The organism is Pseudomonas sp. 5C2 (genome assembly GCF_034314155.1).
Taxonomy (GTDB): domain Bacteria; phylum Pseudomonadota; class Gammaproteobacteria; order Pseudomonadales; family Pseudomonadaceae; genus Aquipseudomonas.
The window spans coordinates 664,560-681,740 of record NZ_JAVIWH010000002.1 but is presented as its reverse complement, the minus strand read 5'-3'; the positions used below and the strand labels follow the sequence as shown (position 1 = coordinate 681,740).

The following is a 17,181-nucleotide window of genomic DNA, read 5'->3' as shown; positions in this document are numbered from 1 at the left end:
AGCCTTCTCAGACCGGCGCGCACCCCTTCATGACAGCGGAAATCGAAAGCCCAGCAAGTGGACGGCAGCAAAAAGTTCAAGCGGCCGAGGTCGGGCTCGGCGTGCTCAAGGCGCTGGCCGAGCTCGCGCCTTCTACCTCACTGTCAAAGCTCGCCGAACACGTGGGCATGCCTGCGAGCAAGGTCCATCGTTATCTGCAAGCGCTGGTGGCCGGTGGTTTCGCCGAACAGGACGTCACCACCAATCACTATGGCCTGGGACGCGAAGCATTGCAGGTCGGACTGGCCGCGCTGGGGCAGCTGGACGTATTGAAAATCGCCGCGCCGCATCTGGTCGCGCTGCGTGATGAACTCAACGAAACCTGCTTTCTCGCGGTATGGGGCAATAAGGGCCCCACCGTGGTGTATGTCGAGCAGTCCATCGGCGCAGTGACGCTGGTGACACAGATTGGCTCTGTGTTGCCACTGCTCGGGTCGTCGACCGGGCTGGTGTTTAATACCTTTCTTGCCGCCAACGAAACCGCCGAACTACGCGAATCAGAGTCAACACGCCTGAGTGCGCGACAACTGAAAGAAGTCGACCTGCACATCAAACAGATTCGCAGCACCGGCGTGCATCAGATTCACGGGCTGTTGATGGCCGGCGTGAATGCCGTGTCGTCACCCATCTTCGCTGTGGGCAATAAACTGGCAGGCGTGCTGACCGTGGTCGGATCGGCGTCGGTGTTTACGGCGAAGGTACAGGATTCGGCGGCCAGACAACTGCTGACAACAGCTCAGGCCATCAGCGACCGGATGGGGGGCAGCCAGCCGGTCGCGGGCAAGCCCGCGCCTACAGGGGAACGCGATTAACTGTGCCTTACTCGGCCTTCAACACCCCGCGTCGCACCTGATCGCGCTCGATGGATTCGAACAGCGCCTTGAAGTTGCCTTCGCCGAACCCGTCATCGCCCTTGCGCTGGATGAACTCGAAGAACACAGGACCCATCAGGGTTTCCGAGAATATCTGCAGCAACAGCCGACGCTCGCCACCGTCCGATGAGCCATCCAGCAGGATGCCCCGGGTTTGCAGTTCATTCAGCGGCTCGCCGTGGTTCGGCAGGCGTCCTTCGAGCATCTCGTAATACGTCTCCGGCGGCGCGGTCATGAAGCGCATGCCGAGGGCTTTCAAGGCATCCCAGGTCTTGATCAGGTCATCAGTAAAGAACGCGACGTGTTGAATACCTTCGCCGTTGAACTTCATCAAAAACTCTTCGATCTGGCCCGCGCCCTTGGAAGATTCCTCGTTCAGCGGAATGCGGATCATGCCGTCCGGAGCGGTCATGGCTTTGGAGGTCAGGCCGGTGTATTCGCCCTTGATGTCGAAATAGCGAATTTCCCGAAAGTTGAATAGCTTCTCGTAGAAGTTCGCCCAATATGCCATGCGCCCGCGATAGACGTTGTGGGTCAGGTGGTCGATGAACTTCAGGCCCGCACCCACCGGATGACGCTCCACGCCTTCGATGAAATTGAAGTCGATGTCATAGATAGACGTGCCTTCACCAAAACGGTCGATCAGGTACAGCGGCGCACCGCCAATGCCCTTGATTGCCGGCAGACGCAACTCCATCGGGCCAGTGGCGATTTCAACCGGTTGCGCGCCCAGTTCCAGCGCACGGTTGTAGGCTTTTTGTGCATCCTTGACCCGAAACGCCATGCCACACACTGACGGGCCGTGTTCAGCCGCGAAGTAGGAGGCAACGCTGTGGGGCTCGCTGTTGAGGATGATATTGATCTCGCCCTGACGATAGAGCGACACGTTCTTTGAACGGTGATTGGCAACTTTGGTGAAGCCCATGATCTGGAACACAGGTTCAAGGACGTTCGGGGTCGGCGAGGCGAACTCGATGAATTCAAAGCCCATCAGGCCCATCGGGTTTTCGTAGAGATCAGCCATGGTTTGGCTCCTTGCAAATAGAGAGTGGGAAGCACGCAGCGCACATCACTCTCCAGCGGGAGGAGCACAGGAAATCCCTCGCACACTGCGGGCGAGGAAGTCTCCGAAGATCAGTTGTAAGCCCAGTATTTTCATGTTGAATGGATCACTCTGGCTTGTCGGGTTGCGCATCGGGATGCGCGCATTGGAAAGCCGGATGTTGCAGCGCGAGGTGTTCGACCCGGCAAATCTTTGGATACGGGGTCAGATCGACATTGAAACGACGAGCCGCATAGATTTGCGGCAACAGGTAAGCGTCAGCCAGTCCTGGCTCGCCGAAACAGAACCCCTGCTCACCGATCAGCGCCTCGACTGCGCTGAAGCCTTCAGTAATCCAGTGGCCGATCCAGGCGGCAACGTCAGCTTCTTCACACTTCAGACCCCGCAACAGGTTCAGCACCGACACGTTGTGCAGCGGATGAATGTCGCAACCGATCAGCGCCGCGACAGCACGCTGCTGCGCCCGCTCGATCAGGTCCACGGGTAATAGAGGCAGCTGTGGATAGCGCTCTTCCAGGTACTCGATGATTGCCGACGACTGGATGATCACTTCGCCCGTCTCCACCCGCAGTACAGGCACCCTGCCCTGTGGGTCGATGGCCTTGTATTCAGGCTTGAGCTGCTCGCCACCGTCGCGAATCAGGTTCACAGGGATCGCATTGAACGCCAGCCCCTTGAAGGCCAGCACGATGCGCACCCGGTAACTTGAGGTTGAGCGGTAGTACGTAAATAGATCCACGGGGGGCTGCCTGTTTCATTGCACGTTCTCCGTTAATGGTAGTCGTCGGAGACGCGTCTGATTGTTATGTTCGGCTTCGCACAAATCGTAATCACATTACGCAATACGTAAATTGCGACAGATACCCGTTGATGTCAAGTCGCTCATGCCCACCCCTCAAGCCGCAGCGTGGAGCGCACCAAACGCTGCTCTTCATTTTCGATTTCCTTGAGGTTCTCGCAAATGCTCTGGATATGGGCGATGGCGGCCTTGCGTGCCTGTTCAGGCAGGCGACCGGTGACGGCGTTGTACAGCCGCGCGTGTTGCCGGTCGATCTGGCGTTTTTGCGGCTCGCGGTGATACAGGTTGTTGACCGAGGCAAACACAGTGTTGAGCAGCAGATCGGTCAACGAACGCAAGGTCTGCACCAGCACCGGATTGTGCGATGCCTCGCAGATCGCCAGGTGGAAGGCGTGGTCCAGACGTGCATGACCTGAGGCGTCAAGCGGTTGGTCGTGGGCGGCGATCAACGCTTCATAGCTGCGAGTGATCAGCACAAAGTCGGCATCAGTACCGCGCAAGGCTGCCAACCGCGCGGACTCTCCTTCCAGCAGGCTGCGCACTTCGAACAGGTCATAAAGGGTGCGCGGCTGCGAGCCGAACAGATGCATCAAGGGCGACGTGGCGGTGTGGCTCGACAATTGAGCGACGAACGAGCCCTTGCCTTGTTCGGTCTCGATGATGCCTCTGGCCCGCAACAATTTCAGGCCCTCACGCAAGGCAGTGCGGGATACGCCAAGTTTTTCCGTGAGGCGCCGTTCGGACGGCAAAATCTGCCCGGTTTTCAACACACCATCAACGATCAAACGTTCGATGCGCTCACACACAACATCGGCGACCTGCGGCGCGCGCGTCGAAGCAGCGTTAGCCATGCAACCTCCACTGGTATGACCAGCTATATATACTCAACCAAAAATATTCAACAATAATTTCAACCTATTGAAAAATAAGTACTTTTAAAAAAATTAGCAATCACCTAGAAAAAATAACTGGTTCGACCAGACTTATAAGTCATGGACAGTAAAGCCTCTGCGGCCAATCATGCAAGACAGTCGAGGCCGTAGATCGGTCTTCAATAACAACAACTCAGGGTTGTCAGCCCACCATGAACATTCTGTACGACGAACGTGTCGACGGTGTATTGCCTCTCGTTGATAAAGGCCAACTGTTCCTGGCCCTGCGCGAGCACTTGCCCGACCTGGACATTCTCCATCGAGAAGAAGAACTCAAGCCTTATGAGTGCGATGGTCTTTCCGCCTATCGCACCACGCCAATGCTGGTGGTATTGCCCCAGCGCATCGAACAGGTAGAAACCCTGCTCAAGCTGTGCCATGAGCGCAAGGTTCCCGTGGTCGCCCGTGGCGCTGGCACAGGCTTATCGGGTGGCGCCCTGCCGCTGGAAAAAGGCGTGCTGCTGGTCATGGCCCGTTTTAATCAGATTCTGCAGATTGACCCCGCCGCGCGTCTGGCCCGTGTACAACCCGGCGTGCGCAATCTGGCAATATCCCAGGCCGCAGCGCCCTATGACCTTTATTACGCCCCGGACCCGTCCTCGCAGATCGCCTGCTCCATCGGTGGCAATGTCGCCGAGAACGCCGGTGGCGTGCATTGCCTGAAGTACGGACTGACCGTGCACAACCTGCTCAAGGTGGACATTCTCACGGTCGAAGGCGAGCGCATGACCCTCGGCTCCGACGCCTTGGATTCGCCAGGCTTCGACCTGCTGGCGCTGTTCACCGGCTCAGAAGGCATGCTCGGCATCATCACTGAAGTCACGGTCAAACTACTGCCCAAGCCGCAGGTCGCCAAAGTGTTGCTGGCCGCCTTCGACTCGGTGGAAAAAGCCGGGCGCGCAGTGGGCGACATCATCGCCGAGGGCATCATCCCTGGCGGACTTGAGATGATGGACAACCTGGCGATTCGCGCCGCTGAAGACTTTATTCACGCGGGCTACCCGGTGGATGCCGAAGCCATCCTCCTGTGCGAACTGGACGGCGTCGAAGCCGATGTCCACGACGATTGCGACCGGGTTCGTGCCGTACTGGAAAGAGCTGGCGCAACCGAAGTGCGCCTGGCTCGCGATGAAGCCGAACGTGTCAGGTTCTGGGCCGGGCGCAAGAACGCGTTCCCGGCGGTCGGGCGCCTGTCGCCGGATTATTACTGCATGGACGGCACCATCCCACGCCGAGCATTGCCAGGGGTGCTCAAGGGCATCACGGCGCTGGCCGAGGAATATGGGCTTCGTGTAGCCAACGTCTTCCATGCCGGTGACGGCAATATGCACCCGCTGATTCTGTTCGACGCCAACCAGCCCGGCGAACTGGACCGCGCTGAAGCCTTGGGTGGGAAAATCCTCGAGCTGTGCGTCAAGGTCGGTGGCAGCATCACCGGCGAACACGGGGTCGGCCGCGAGAAAATCAATCAGATGTGCGCCCAGTTCAACAGCGACGAACTGACCTTGTTTCATGCGGTGAAAGCGGCGTTTGACCCAAGCGGCCTGCTCAACCCCGGCAAGAACATTCCGACCCTGCATCGCTGCGCCGAGTTTGGTGCCATGCATGTGCATTTGGGGCAGTTGCCCTTCCCTGAACTGGAGCGTTTCTGATGCTTGCCCAACAGAATGTCGACGCCAGCGCCGCGTTGCTGGAACAGGTTAATCAAGCGCTGCAAAATGCCACCCCCCTGCGTATTCAGGGGGGCAACAGCAAGGCGTTTCTGGGACGCGAGGTCGCTGGCGAAATCATCGACACCCGCGCACATCGCGGCATCGTCACCTATGACCCGACTGAGCTGGTGATCACCGCCCGCACCGGTACGCCGTTGAGCGAGCTGTGTGCGGCACTGGAAGCCGCCGGGCAAATGCTGGCGTGCGAACCGCCGTCGTTCGGCGACGCCGACGAGGCCACGGTCGGCGGCATGGTCGCCGCCGGATTGTCCGGGCCTCGTCGGCCCTGGTCAGGCTCGGTGCGTGATTTTGTTCTCGGCACACGGGTCATCACCGGCCTCGGTAAACACCTGCGCTTCGGCGGCGAAGTGATGAAAAACGTGGCCGGTTACGACCTGTCCCGGTTGTTGGTTGGCAGCTATGGCTGTCTCGGTCTGCTCACCGAAGTGTCGCTCAAAGTTCTGCCAAAACCGCGCCAATGCATCAGCATTGCCCTGGAAATGAACGCGGAGCAGGCCCTGCTAAAACTGGCCGAATGGGGCCAGCAGCCGTTGCCGATCAGCGCCGCCAGCCATGATGGCCGCGTGCTGCGTCTGCGCCTGGAAGGCGGTGAAGGTTCAGTATCTGCCGCCCATGATCGCCTCGGAGGTGAGCTGCTCGACCCGACTTACTGGCGCGAACTGAATGAACAGCGCCTGGGGTTTTTCGACGAAGGTCAGCCACTGTGGCGCCTATCGCTACCCAACAACACCGGCACCCTCGCCTTGCCCGGCGAGCAGTTGATCGATTGGGGCGGCGCCCAGCGCTGGTTGAAGTCCGATGCGGAGGCTGAAGCCATTCGCGCTATTGTCAGCGAAGTCGGCGGCCACGCGACCTGCTACAGCCATGGCGTCAGCGACAGCCCGTTCCAGCCGCTGGGCAGCCCATTGCTGCGCTATCACCGCCAACTAAAGGCACAACTCGACCCGAAGGGGATTTTCAACCCGGGCCGAATGTACGCAGAGATCTAAGCCATGCAGACCACGTTGAGTGAACATGCCAAACGCCTGCCGCGTGCCGAAGAGGCCGAAAGCATCCTGCGCACCTGTGTGCATTGCGGATTCTGCAACGCCACCTGCCCAACCTATCAGCTGCTGGGTGATGAGCTGGACGGCCCACGCGGGCGTATTTACCTGATCAAGCAAGTACTTGAAGGCCACCACGTTACCGAAAAAACCCAGCTGCACCTGGACCGCTGCCTGTCCTGCCGCAACTGCGAGACCACCTGCCCGTCTGGCGTCGATTACCACAACCTGCTGGACATCGGCCGGGCCGTGGTGGATGACGCCGTTCCTCGTCCACTGGGCCAGCGCCTGCTCCGTCAGGGTTTGCGTGCAGTGGTGCCGAACCCGTCGCTGTTCAAGACGCTGGTCCAACTCGGCCAGGCCTTTCGCCCCCTGCTGCCTGAATCACTCGCGATCAAGTTGCCTCGCGTGGTACACCCGGCCAAGGCGCGACCGATCCAACAGCATGCGCGGCGTGTATTGATGCTCGAAGGGTGCGTACAGCCTGGGCTGTCACCCAATACTAACGCCGCCACGGCACGCGTACTGGATCGTTTGGGGATCAGCATTACAGCGATCAGCCAGGCCGGTTGTTGCGGCGCGGTGGATTACCACTTGAATGCACAGGAAGCCGGCCTGAACCGTGCCCGTCGCAATATCGACGCCTGGTGGCCGAGTATCGAAAGCGGTGCCGAAGCCATCGTCCAGACCGCCAGCGGGTGTGGCGCGTTCGTCAAAGACTACGGGCACCTGCTCAAAGACGATCCGGCCTATGCTGCCAAAGCGCAACGGGTCAGTGCCTTGACCCGCGACCTGGTGGAAGTGCTACGCGATGAGCCCTTGGAAAAGCTCGGGGTCGAGAGTGACCTGCGTCTGGCGTTCCATTGCCCTTGCACCTTGCAGCACGCACAAAAGCTCGGTGGCGCAGTCGAAAGCGTGCTCACCCGGCTAGGCTTCAACCTCACCGCAGTACCCGACGGCCATCTATGCTGCGGCTCGGCAGGTACCTATTCACTGACCCAACCCGAGCTGTCGCGGCAACTGCGCGATAACAAGATGAATGCACTGGAGAGCGGCAAGCCACAGGTGATCGTCACCGCCAACATCGGCTGCCAGACCCATTTGGACAGCGCTGGCCGGACCCCGGTCAGGCACTGGATCGAACTGGTCGAAGAAGCGCTGCACTAATCGACTGCATAATTTTTTATTACAGCCCCTATTGCTGCCCTATTGGAGAGCCACATGAAAACCAAAGCCATTTTGAGCCAGACCGAAGTCAGCCAGATCCTCGCCGCCGCTCGCGCTGAAGCACAGAAAAACAACTGGGCAGTGTCCATCGCGGTGGTCGATGACGGCGGCCATCCATTGGCCCTGGAGCGTCTGGACGGCTGCGCACCGATTGGCGCCTACATCGCCACCGAAAAAGCCCGCACCTCTGCGCTGGGCCGTCGCGAATCCAAAGGCTATGAAGACATGGTCAATGGCGGGCGCAGCGCCTTCCTGTCTGCCCCCCTGCTGACCTCCCTCGAAGGTGGCGTGCCGGTGATTGTCGATGGTCAGGTGATTGGCGCCGTGGGCGTGTCCGGGGTCAAGGCAGATCAAGATGCACAGATTGCAAAAGCCGGCGCTGATAGCCTGAACGGCAAGTAAGCCGAATAGACCGCCTTTGCGAATACCTTCGCTCCCACGATTGGAGACCCCAAGATGACTGATTTCGTTAACTGCCAGCGCCTGAAAGTGGCCGCCAACCTGCAACGTTTTGTCGATGAGGACGTGCTGCCGGGCACGGGTCTGGACCGTGATGCGTTCTGGACCGGCTTCGATGCCCTGGTGCATGAACTCGCACCGCTGAACCGTGCCCTGCTTGCCGAACGCGATCGGTTGCAGACTGAACTGGACACTTGGCACCGCGCTCATCCCGGCCCGGTGAGCGACATGCCGGCTTATCGCGCGTTCCTCCAGTCAATCGGCTACCTGCAACCGCAGCCAGCCACCGTGCAAGCCAGCACCGCCAACGTCGACATCGAGATCAGCAGCCAGGCTGGCCCGCAATTGGTGGTGCCTGCCGTAAATGCCCGCTACGCCCTGAACGCCGCGAACGCCCGCTGGGGCTCGCTGTATGACGCGCTGTATGGCACCGATGCCATCGCTGAAACTGAAGGTGCGGAAAAAGGCAGCGGTTACAACCCTGTGCGCGGCGCAAAAGTCGTGGCCTTCGCCCGCGCCTTTCTTGACGAAGCCGCTCCGCTGGCCAACGGCTCGCATACCGATGCGCAAAGCTACCGCGTAGACGGTGACCAATTGCTGATCACCCTGACCGACGGCAGCCAGACCCGACTCAAGCAGCCGGAAAAATACGTCGGCTACCAGGGCCAGGCACTGCAACCGACCGCCATCCTCCTGAAGAACAATGGCCTGCACGTCGAAATCCAGATCGACGCCAACAGCACCATCGGCCGCACCGACGCTGCGGGGGTGAAAGACCTGCTGATGGAAGCGGCCGTGTCGACCATCATCGACTGCGAGGATTCGGTAGCCGCCGTGGACGCCGATGACAAGGTGTCGGTCTACCGCAACTGGTTGGGCCTGATGAAAGGCGACCTGACCGAGGACCTCGAGAAAGGCGGCAAAACCATCACCCGTCGCCTCAACGCCGACCGTGAATACACCGCTGCCGACGGCAGCACGCTAACGCTGCACGGTCGCTCGTTGTTGTTCATACGCAATGTCGGCCACTTGATGACCAACCCGGCGATTTTCGACGGCGAAGGTCACCAGATACCGGAAGGTATTCTCGATGGCGTGATCACCAGCCTGATCGCCGTGCATGACCTGGCTCGTCGCGGCAACTCGCGCACCGGCAGCGTGTACATCGTCAAACCGAAAATGCACGGTCCGGCCGAGGTCGCGTTTGCCGAGCAATTGTTCAGCCGTATCGAAGACCTGCTCAAGCTGCCGCGCAACACCCTGAAAATGGGGATCATGGATGAAGAGCGGCGTACCAGCGTCAACCTCAAAGCCTGTATTGGTGCGGCGTCGGCGCGGGTTGCCTTCATCAATACGGGCTTCCTCGACCGCACGGGCGACGAGATGCACAGCTCGATGGAAGCTGGCGCAATGCTGCGCAAAGGCGAAATGAAAAACACGCCGTGGATCAAAGCCTACGAACGCAGCAACGTGCTGGTGGGCCTGGCGTGCGGCCTGCGTGGTCGAGCGCAGATCGGCAAGGGCATGTGGGCGATGCCAGACTTGATGGCCGACATGCTCGAGCAGAAAATCGGCCATCCCAAGGCTGGTGCAAACACGGCATGGGTGCCCTCACCGACCGCGGCCACTTTGCACGCACTGCATTATCACAAGGTCGATGTGCGGGCGATTCAGGAGGAACTGGAACAGGTCGATCTGGCCAGTGTCAGCGAGCAAATCCTCAACGACCTGCTGACGATTCCTGTCTCGGCGGACGCCAAGTGGACTGCCGGGCAGATTCGCGAGGAAGTTGAAAACAACGCCCAAGGTCTGCTGGGCTATGTGGTGCGCTGGGTCGAACAAGGCGTGGGCTGCTCCAAGGTGCCGGACATTCATAACGTCGGCCTGATGGAAGATCGGGCAACGCTGCGGATTTCCAGCCAACACATCGCCAACTGGTTACGCCATGGCGTGATCGATAAAGCGCAAACGCTGGAAACCCTGCAGCGTATGGCTGCGGTCGTCGATCAGCAAAATGCCGGGGACCCGCTGTATCGGCCGATGGCCGCCGACTTCGACGCCTCCATCGCCTTCCAGGCGGCTTGCGCACTGGTATTCAAGGGCTGTGCGCAACCGAGCGGCTATACCGAGCCGTTGCTGCATGAATTCCGGTTGGCGTTTAAAAAACAGCAGGGCTAGGGCAAATCCATGGGGGAGCGAATGAGTTCGCTCCCCCATGATTGAAGACAGCCGATATTTTTCAGTGGGGCTTTGGGGTCACGTACTTTCCCGCATCACCAATTCAAACCCCAGGTCCACCTGCGGCACCTGCGCAACCCCTTCCATCAACCCGAGCAACAACTGCGCGGCCCGTTGACCGACGGCTTCGCGTGGCGTGCGGATCGATGTCAGGCGCGGGACCATGTGCGCAGAACCAGGCAGGTCGTTGAAGCCGATCAGCGCCACGCGTTCGGGGATGGCGATACCCCGCCTCAGGGCTTCCAGGGTCGCTCCTTGGGCCAAGTCATCGTTGCAGAAGAAAACCGCATCAACGTCCGGATGGGTCTCCATCAATTGCGCAAACAACTCACCGCCCAGACCAATGGACGAAGGCAGCGGCGACATCACTTCGAGCGCCGGATCATGCAGTCCGGCTTCACGCAGGACACGCCGAAAACCTTCGCCACGCTGCAACACCCGGGGATCAAGTTGCGCCGCAATGTAGGCCAGGCGCCGCCGACCGCGCCCCAGCAAATGCCTGGCCGCTTCGGCACCGGCTTGTTCCTGAGAAAACCCCACGCAATAGGCACCCCGCGCCGGGTCCAGCTCCATCATGTGCACGCAGGGTACGCCGCTGGCGGCGAGTAACTGGCGCACGGCGGGTGTGTGGTCGAAACCGGTCAACAACAACCCCCGTGGCCGATTAGCCAGGTAGGTGCGCAGCAGGTTTTCTTCCTCGACGGGCGAGTAGTGGTAGTTGCCGATTACTACTTCCAGGCCACGCGTGCGCAATACGCCTTGAATTGCTTCCAGGGTTTCAATGAACAACTGGTTGGTCAGCGACGGCACCAGCACCACCACCGTCTGGCTTTGTGATGAGGCCAGTGCGCGAGCGGCCGGGTTAGCGACATACCCCAAGTTCTGCGCGGCAGCCCGGACTTTTTCTACCAACTCCGGCGCGACAGTGGCGATACCGCGTAGCGCCCTTGAGGCGGTAATCGGTGAGACGGCGGCAAGCCGCGCAACTTCATTAAGGGTCGGACGACCCGTGGAGCGGGAACCAATGCGTGTCATGTGCTGCCAATAACTCAGAGGGGTTGCCAAAGATGGCGAATGCGCTCTAAGGTAGCGCTGTCTCACGGAGCCTCGCAACGCTTTATTCGTACTTAACGGTCACGAGTAACGTATGCACGGTCCGATGATTGACCGATTTGCCCATAACAATGACAAGAACTGGAAACAGCCTGGCCGGCCTTTTGTTCAAGCCGTCAAAGACAGCGCTGTCTCCCGCTGAGGTAATTATGAATACTGCTATTTCCGCCCTCGTCGTGATGGGTGTCGCCGGATGCGGCAAAAGCGTCATCGGCGCCGCCATCGCGCTACGCAGCGACGGCCGCCTCATCGAAGGTGACGCCTTCCACTCTGCCGCCAACATCGAAAAGATGAGCGCTGGCATCCCCCTCAATGATGAAGACCGTGCCGGTTGGCTCGTCCGCCTGGGCGAAGAAATGGCCACCGCGTTGCGCAACGGTGAGCGTCCGATTGTCACCTGTTCTGCGCTCAAACTCAGCTATCGCGAAAAGCTTCGCGAGGCGGTGCCGGGGCTGGGTTTTATATTTCTCGAGCTGAGCAAGGAACTGGCAATCCAGCGCTGTGAGCACCGCCCAGGGCATTTCATGCCCGCGAGCCTGGTGGACAGCCAGTTCGCGACGCTCGAACCCCCTTATGGCGAACCCTTGACGCTGGTGGTCGATGCGACCCTCCACGTCGATACGCTGGGAGAACAAGCCGCCGCCTGGTGGAAAGCTTCGTGGCCACAAAAATAAAGCTGTGAACGCAAAAGATAGCGCTGTCTTGCACCCTGCAAACGGAATTGAACGCCACACTCATCAGTAGCTCCAAAAAACAAAGACAACTGGAGACGCACCTATGTTCGGCATGACCCAAGAGACGTACCTGCTCGTCGATGCACTGGTGACCATCATCGGCCTTGTGCTGCTGATCACCCGCTTTAAAGTTCACCCTTTCGTCGCGCTGACCATCGCCTCCGGCTTTTTGGGCCTGACCTCCGGCATGCCTGTGGACAAGGTCATGAAGTCATTCCAGGACGGCTTCGGCGGCGTTCTCGGCTTCGTCGGCATCCTCTTGGCGCTGGGCACCATGCTCGGCAAATTGATGGCTGACTCAGGCGGCGCCGACCAGATCGCCCGCACCCTGGTCCGACTGTTCGGCAAGGATCGTGTGCACTGGGCGATGATGTTCTCAGCATTCCTAGTGGGCATCCCGCTGTTCTTCGAGATCGGCTTCGTCCTGTTGATCCCGCTGGTGTTCATCGTGGCTCGACGCACAGGCTTATCGATTGTCAAAATCGGCATCCCCCTGCTGGCCGGGCTGTCAGCGGTGCACGGGCTGGTCCCGCCGCATCCGGGTCCGCTGCTGGCAATTGGCGTATTTAATGCCGACATCGGTAAAACCATTTTCTACGGTCTGATCGTCGCGCTGCCCACAGCGATGATCGCCGGACCGATCTACGGCAAGTGGATTTCACGCTACATTCCTGGCACACCGTCAAAAGAGTTGATGGACCAGATCGCCCAGGAGTCGACAACCGAAAACCTGCCGGGCTTCGGCATCACGCTGGTCACGATCCTGCTGCCAGTGTTTCTGATGCTGCTCAAAACCCTGGCCGACATCGTACTGCCGGACACCAGCATTATTCGGGTCTGGATGGACCTGATCGGTCACCCGATCACCGCCCTCCTCGCCGCCTTGTTGCTGGCGTTCTACACGTTTGGTGCCGCTCGCGGTTTCTCCCGGCAGCAGATTATGAAGCTGCTTGATCAGAGCCTGGCGCCTGTCGCGGCCATCGTCATGATCGTCGGCGCGGGCGGTGGTTTTAAACAAATGCTAGTCGCCAGCGGCGTGGGTGATGTGATTGGCCACATGGCGGTCCGTGCGGAAATTTCGCCGATTCTGCTGGCCTGGCTGGTTGCTGCGGTAATCCGCATTGCGACGGGCTCCGCAACAGTCGCAACCATCACCGGCGCGGGTATCGTCGCGCCAGTAGTGGCCATGATCCCAGGGGTAAACCGCGAACTGCTGGTGCTCGCAACGGGTGCGGGCTCGCTGATCCTGTCGCACGTCAACGATGCGGGCTTCTGGCTGGTGAAGCAGTACTTCAACATGACCGTCGCCGAAACCTTCAAAACCTGGACCGCGATGGAAACCATTCTGTCGGTGGTCGGGCTGATCTTCATTCTATTGTTGTCACTGTTGGTTTGACGGCCCCTCTGTCGCGAACGGATTCGCGATAGATCCGCGCTGAAACGGGCACCCCCTCTCAGCTGCGGGCTGAATGAGCCACGTGATTGACAATGGCCTGGCTTGAATTCTTGACCGCCTCTAAAACGGCCTTGGGCAACAATAGCGCCGCTCTATAAAGACCTTTAAACACCTCTGGCTTTTTTGCGCTCTTTGCTACTCTTTTCACCACAATAGTCAGCAAACGTTGGCGTTTGAGGGATAATGCTTAGACGCGCAAGCACCAAGCAGGTGCACTATTCGTCCACTTGCGGGGTGACTCGATGACAGATGTGCGTTTCAAGGGAATTAAATTTGCACTTATGACGTCTTAGGGATGGACGCATTCGGATGTACTCGGCAACAATCACACCCAAGGCACACGCCAGCCTCTTGGCAGAGGCGCTTCAAGAGGCCATCAAGGAAAAGATCATGTTGATACTCACCCGAAAAGTAGGCGAAAGCATAAACATTGGTGACGACATCACCGTTACGATTCTTGGCGTTCAGGGCCTTCAGGTCCGGCTAGGTATCAATGCTCCAAAAAATGTTTCTGTGCATCGTGAAGAAATTTACAAACGTATCCAAGCCGAGATCGCACCCCACCAAGACCCCCAATGAATTCGAAATTGCATCCCCACTACTGAGCACTCTGCCCTCTTTGGGCAGAACAGCTACCCGGCGTCTAGATGACGCCGTTTTTTTTGTCTTCCCCGCGCTGCTAGCGATCAGCTGTCAAGATGAGCGTTCCGGGGTTGCAAAACGAATCAGCCGCTCACCGAGCTTCACCTTCGCCCAGGCGATGAACGTTCGCGAACGAATCGACACCCGCCGCGATGGCAGGTAAACAAGCGAAACCGGCAATGGTTCGGGCTGGTAATCAATCAGCACTCTTTCCAGTTGCCCGGCATCTATCAGGTCCTGGACCTGATAGGACAGAAAAAACCCGATTCCCAACCCACTGAGGCAGGCAGAGATAGCCGTGTCACCGTTATTCGTGGTCATGCGGATATTGGCTATTTTCACCGACAGCGGCTTGCCGTTCTCTTGCAGCATCAATTGGCTCCCCCCGAGCACTCCCGCAAGGCAAATGAAGGGCGCGCCGTTGAGGTCATCCGGCGTCTTGATGGTCCGAAGCTCAGCCAATAGTGCAGGGCTGGCACACAGATAACGGCGCACCTGCCCCACGCGAGACACCACCAGATCCGGGGCGGTGACGTGGCCGATTCGCACCGCGACGTCGATCCCTTCTTCCAGCAAGTCAGTCACCCGGTCGATCAGGCTCAAGTTCACTGTCACCTTGGGATAGCGAGCCATGAACCCGTTGAGCACCGGGGCTACGTGATGACGACCGAACAGCACCGGGGCCGTGATCGACAAAGGACCGCTGGGCTCACTCTCCTTGTCGCGGAACACATCCTCAATGTCGCCGATTTCACGAATCACCGTACGACAGACATCGGCGTACAGTTTGCCCTCCTCCGTGATCCGCACATGTCGGGTGGTGCGTTCGAACAAGCGCACACCCAAGTGCTGCTCCGTAGAGGCCAATACCCGGACCACGGTCGGCAGTGAGACATCGAGCTTTTCCGATGCGGCCGTAAGGCTGCCATGCTCGATTATCGCCAATACCACCCGCATCGCTTGAACCGTGTCCATCACTTGCCTCGCCGTTTTACTCCAAATTACGGAGTAAAGATCTTCTCTTTACAGCATTTATTCAAGCGCCTGCGAGCACTAGCATCATCACCGATACCACAACGGCCCCATTCCATGCAGCCCTTTAAAGGTGATTGCCATGAAGCTCTATTCCCGCCCCCTCTCCGGTCATGCCCATCGTGTTCGTCTGTTTCTGTCGTTGCTGGGTATTGAGCATTCTCTGATCGAAGTCGACCTTGCCGACCATGACTAGATCGTCGCAGGCCCCCACCCAACGCTGGCTGATGTCGCGCTGTACAGCTCTACTTCGCTCAAGCCCCTGAAGGCAATGTCGACCTCGCAGGCTATCCTCGGATAAACCGTTGGCTGGTTCGGATCGAAGCATTACCAGGCTTTGTTCCCTTTCAGAAAACACCCGCAGGCCTGGCCGCAATTGCCTAATCCCAGGTCCTAAAGGATTGGCTAAAGGACCGGTGCATGGGCACTTTCAGCAGGGTCCATGCGCGATGAGGGAGGTGATCTGTCATGAGTAACGAACAACCTCAACGACCTCACTCACCCTGGCACGCAGGTGAACGCGCCTTGCAGCACAGCGTCGGGGTAGCCGAGAAAATGGGTGAACTAGGCAGCAGGATCATCCGTGATCAGATCATCGAGCAGCACCGTGCGTTCTACCCGCAGTTACCTTTCGTCGTGCTCGGTACGGTCGATCCCGAAGGGGATGTGTGGGCAACCCTTCGCGACGATGAGCCAGGCTTTATGCATGCGGTCGATCCATACCGTCTGCACCTGCAATTACCACGCAATACCAGTGACCCGGCGGACAGAGGCATGGATGACGGCCTGGCCATCGGTTTGTTGGGGATTGATTTACTGACCCGTCGACGCAACCGGCTTAATGGCACCCTCAAACGCAGCGACGATCACAGCTTCGACATTTCCGTCGAGCAGAGTTACGGGAATTGCCCGCGCTATATTCAACAGCGGCAACTCAGCGTCCGAAGTGACTCACGTCCGGCAACGGTTCAATGGATGGAGCAGCTGGATACCGACGCGCGCGATCTGATCAACAGCGCATATTCTTTTTTTGTCGCGTCTTACGTCGACGATACCCCGAGCGGGCGACAGGTCGATGTGTCCCACCGCGGAGGGACATCAGGTTTCGTGCGACTGGATGAGGACGGCACGCTGACGATTCCGGACTTCGCCGGCAATCTATTCTTCAATACCTTAGGTAACTTTGTCCTCAATCCGAAAGCAGGTCTGGTGTTTGTCGATTTCCCCACAGGCGACCTGCTGCAAATGACAGGCGATGTGGAGCTTATTCTTCACTCAGGCACCCTCAGCACCTTGGAAGGTGCCGAGCGGTTATGGCGTTTCAGCCCGCAACGTATCGTCAGGCGCTCGAATGCACTGGCATTACGTTGTTGATCAACCAAGCCTGACGGCAGCTCCCCTACTCACTGACGGCCGGGAGCTGGGGTACCCGTGCCGCCGTGCCCGGAACGACGCGCCCACAGTCTTAGTCCGAAGACGTCAGACGCTTGACTATCTTGTCCTTCACATGCAGGCGTTTTTCCTTGAGCTTCCTGAGCTGTTCATCGGTAACGTTTCCGGCTGACCCGGATTCAGCGTCAACCACTTCAGCGTCTATCGAGTTGTAGGATTCGAGCAGTTGGCTGAGCCTGTCGTCGGCGTCTCTGCGCCTGGTGATCTCTTCCTTGGTGATATTCAAATCCTTGAGCAAATTATGTTTGACCGGCATGTTGTCACCTCTGTTAAACCTGCAGTGATCGTAAGGTTATGAGGCTGGCTCCTGGAAAAGGTTCGTTATTTCTGCCGGTCCAACCCGCACA

At 58.8% G+C, this 17,181-nt stretch carries 16 protein-coding genes and 1 pseudogene; 11 read left to right on the top strand and 6 right to left on the bottom strand.

Features of this window, described 5'->3' with window-relative positions:
* Positions 1 to 29 precede the first annotated feature (29 nt).
* Positions 30 to 851 carry an IclR family transcriptional regulator gene (locus RGU44_RS03815; RefSeq protein ID WP_322179678.1) on the top strand — a complete coding sequence of 274 codons (822 nt, stop codon included), beginning with the start codon at positions 30 to 32 and terminating at the stop codon, positions 849 to 851.
* A 7-nt stretch (positions 852 to 858) separates the two neighbouring features.
* On the opposite strand, the gene hppD is transcribed toward RGU44_RS03815, so the two are convergent.
* The 3 genes from hppD to glcC form a co-directional block, all read right to left on the bottom strand.
* The gene (gene hppD, locus RGU44_RS03810; protein ID WP_322215702.1) at positions 859 to 1,935 is read right to left on the bottom strand and encodes a 4-hydroxyphenylpyruvate dioxygenase; all 1,077 of its coding nucleotides are present in this window, start codon (positions 1,933 to 1,935) and stop codon (positions 859 to 861) included.
* A 145-nt stretch (positions 1,936 to 2,080) separates the two neighbouring features.
* Positions 2,081 to 2,713, bottom strand: a complete 633-nt coding sequence (gene maiA, locus RGU44_RS03805) for a maleylacetoacetate isomerase (RefSeq protein ID WP_322215700.1) — start codon at positions 2,711 to 2,713, stop codon at positions 2,081 to 2,083.
* Positions 2,714 to 2,856: 143 nt separating this feature from the next.
* Positions 2,857 to 3,624 (bottom strand): transcriptional regulator GlcC, encoded by a 768-nt coding sequence (gene glcC / locus RGU44_RS03800; protein WP_322179681.1) that lies wholly within the window; start codon positions 3,622 to 3,624, stop codon positions 2,857 to 2,859.
* 233 nt (positions 3,625 to 3,857) lie between these two features.
* Here glcC and glcD point away from each other — a divergent pair, with 233 nt between their 5' ends.
* The 5 genes from glcD to RGU44_RS03775 are packed head-to-tail and all read left to right on the top strand — an operon-like array spanning position 3,858 to position 10,345.
* A complete protein-coding gene (gene glcD, locus RGU44_RS03795) occupies positions 3,858 to 5,357 on the top strand; it encodes a glycolate oxidase subunit GlcD (RefSeq protein WP_322179682.1) in 1,500 nt (499 codons plus the stop codon).
* Positions 5,357 to 6,427 (top strand): glycolate oxidase subunit GlcE, encoded by a 1,071-nt coding sequence (gene glcE / locus RGU44_RS03790; RefSeq protein ID WP_322215697.1) that lies wholly within the window; start codon positions 5,357 to 5,359, stop codon positions 6,425 to 6,427. Before glcD ends, glcE begins: the two co-directional genes overlap by 1 nt.
* Positions 6,428 to 6,430: 3 nt before the next feature.
* Positions 6,431 to 7,648, top strand: a complete 1,218-nt coding sequence (gene glcF / locus RGU44_RS03785) for a glycolate oxidase subunit GlcF (protein ID WP_322179684.1) — start codon at positions 6,431 to 6,433, stop codon at positions 7,646 to 7,648.
* Between the two features lie 54 nt (positions 7,649 to 7,702).
* The gene (locus tag RGU44_RS03780) at positions 7,703 to 8,110 is read left to right on the top strand and encodes a heme-binding protein (RefSeq protein WP_322179685.1); all 408 of its coding nucleotides are present in this window, start codon (positions 7,703 to 7,705) and stop codon (positions 8,108 to 8,110) included.
* 54 nt (positions 8,111 to 8,164) lie between these two features.
* Positions 8,165 to 10,345, top strand: a complete 2,181-nt coding sequence (locus RGU44_RS03775) for a malate synthase G (protein ID WP_322215694.1) — start codon at positions 8,165 to 8,167, stop codon at positions 10,343 to 10,345.
* Between the two features lie 78 nt (positions 10,346 to 10,423).
* Here RGU44_RS03775 and RGU44_RS03770 read toward each other — a convergent pair whose 3' ends face one another.
* Positions 10,424 to 11,440: a LacI family DNA-binding transcriptional regulator gene (locus tag RGU44_RS03770; protein ID WP_322179687.1), complete on the bottom strand. Its 1,017-nt coding sequence runs from the start codon at positions 11,438 to 11,440 to the stop codon at positions 10,424 to 10,426.
* A gap of 257 nt (positions 11,441 to 11,697) precedes the next feature.
* Between RGU44_RS03770 and RGU44_RS03765 the strand changes: the two genes are divergently transcribed.
* The 3 genes from RGU44_RS03765 (at position 11,698) to csrA (ending at position 14,287) form a co-directional block, all read left to right on the top strand.
* Positions 11,698 to 12,192: a gluconokinase gene (locus RGU44_RS03765; protein WP_322182734.1), complete on the top strand. Its 495-nt coding sequence runs from the start codon at positions 11,698 to 11,700 to the stop codon at positions 12,190 to 12,192.
* Between the two features lie 103 nt (positions 12,193 to 12,295).
* Positions 12,296 to 13,648 (top strand): GntP family permease, encoded by a 1,353-nt coding sequence (locus tag RGU44_RS03760; RefSeq protein WP_322179688.1) that lies wholly within the window; start codon positions 12,296 to 12,298, stop codon positions 13,646 to 13,648.
* Between the two features lie 450 nt (positions 13,649 to 14,098).
* Complete coding sequence (gene csrA, locus RGU44_RS03755) at positions 14,099 to 14,287, top strand: carbon storage regulator CsrA (RefSeq protein ID WP_219060851.1); 189 nt, start codon at positions 14,099 to 14,101, stop codon at positions 14,285 to 14,287.
* 114 nt (positions 14,288 to 14,401) lie between these two features.
* On the opposite strand, the gene RGU44_RS03750 is transcribed toward csrA, so the two are convergent.
* Positions 14,402 to 15,325, bottom strand: a complete 924-nt coding sequence (locus tag RGU44_RS03750) for a LysR family transcriptional regulator (protein WP_322215690.1) — start codon at positions 15,323 to 15,325, stop codon at positions 14,402 to 14,404.
* A 256-nt stretch (positions 15,326 to 15,581) separates the two neighbouring features.
* On the opposite strand from RGU44_RS03750, the pseudogene RGU44_RS24880 reads away from it, so the two are divergent.
* Positions 15,582 to 15,766 (top strand): annotated as a pseudogene (locus tag RGU44_RS24880) (glutathione binding-like protein); the annotation flags it as partial.
* Positions 15,767 to 15,850: 84 nt separating this feature from the next.
* Positions 15,851 to 16,756, top strand: a complete 906-nt coding sequence (locus tag RGU44_RS03740; protein ID WP_322179691.1) for a pyridoxamine 5'-phosphate oxidase family protein — start codon at positions 15,851 to 15,853, stop codon at positions 16,754 to 16,756.
* A 91-nt stretch (positions 16,757 to 16,847) separates the two neighbouring features.
* Here RGU44_RS03740 and RGU44_RS03735 read toward each other — a convergent pair whose 3' ends face one another.
* Positions 16,848 to 17,090, bottom strand: a complete 243-nt coding sequence (locus tag RGU44_RS03735; protein ID WP_322179692.1) for a YdcH family protein — start codon at positions 17,088 to 17,090, stop codon at positions 16,848 to 16,850.
* Positions 17,091 to 17,181 lie beyond the last annotated feature (91 nt).